The organism is Vibrio sp. Y176 (assembly GCF_033438945.1).
The window spans coordinates 1-1,059 of the sequence record NZ_JAWOQS010000122.1 but is presented as its reverse complement, the minus strand read 5'-3'; the positions used below and the strand labels follow the sequence as shown (position 1 = coordinate 1,059).

Annotated in this window: 2 protein-coding genes; one reads left to right on the top strand and one right to left on the bottom strand. The window is 46.3% G+C overall.

Going from position 1 to position 1,059, the window contains the following annotated elements:
* The coding region (locus tag R7O13_RS24525) for an adenylyl-sulfate kinase (protein WP_318304892.1) at positions 1-186 on the top strand (186 nt) is incomplete at its 5' end.
* A 90-nt stretch (positions 187-276) separates the two neighbouring features.
* Here R7O13_RS24525 and R7O13_RS24520 read toward each other — a convergent pair.
* Positions 277-1,059 (bottom strand): TIGR03899 family protein (locus R7O13_RS24520; RefSeq protein ID WP_318304891.1); only part of this gene is annotated, 783 nt, incomplete at its 5' end.

Here is a 1,059-nt window from a genome sequence, read left to right as displayed (position 1 = left end):
GGCCGAGATCCAAAAGGTTTATACAAAAAAGCGCGAGCAGGTGAGATCCCAAATTTCACGGGTATTGATTCAGAATATCAAGCGCCAATCAATCCAGAAATCGATTTGCCAGCAGGCGAGAAGAGCGTCGACGAGTTGGTTGAGTTGTGTTTGAATGAGCTTAAACAGCGTCGTGTGATGAGCTAACTCAGCTCTTGGAGGATGGGTAACCAAAAGACTAGTGTACTGCTTGAGGAGCTTTTAGATCATAGGTGACCTAAAGCTCCTAGAGCGAAACTAAACGGTATAGTTCACGCTGCTGCTTGCTTCGGTGCTTACGCTAAACTTTTGATTTAACAAGGCGAGCATTTGATCGTAGTACTGGGAATTTGGCTTGTTGCCAAGCAGTTTGCACAGTTCGTTACCCGTCGGTGTGAAACGGTAGTACAGCAGACGGATGCCCTTCGTATTCACTTGCAGAGACAAATTCTTGCCTTGATATGCCAGTATCAATGGCGTTTCAATGCCGATCTCTCCCGACTCCAGTTCTGTGCTATGCAGTAACCCCAATTCAATCAATACTAATAGACTTGAGTAAGGCAATTGAAAGCTGCCCATATTCAGATTGCTGGTGGTATCTCGTTTACCAAAGTTGAATATTCCGCCATGTGCTTTATAGCCTATCAATAACTTTTTACTGTTATCGCCGCCAAAACTGCACGCCAAAGAGGCTGCTCTTTGTAGTGTTTGCGCTTCTTTTGGGGACATATCCTTAAGGACTTTCAGCGCTTTCATCGACGTGGAACCTGGGTTGGTCACTTCACGCTTCATCACTTGCGCCCACAACTTCTGCATTGAACTGTTGTGGATGTCTTGGGCCATATCGAAAAATCGATACAACCAATCTTGATCGGGTTCGCCTGCGGTTTCATCGCGGCAAGCGCTGTGCGCGAGTTTTAGGATTTGCTCAAGGTTTTTTTGTCTTTGCTCTTGGCGTCGTTGGTCTCGCAGTTGTGCTCTTTCTAATGCGGATTTGGCAGGAGGGTCAGTTTGCAATAGAGCGTCAAGGCCATGAGATTG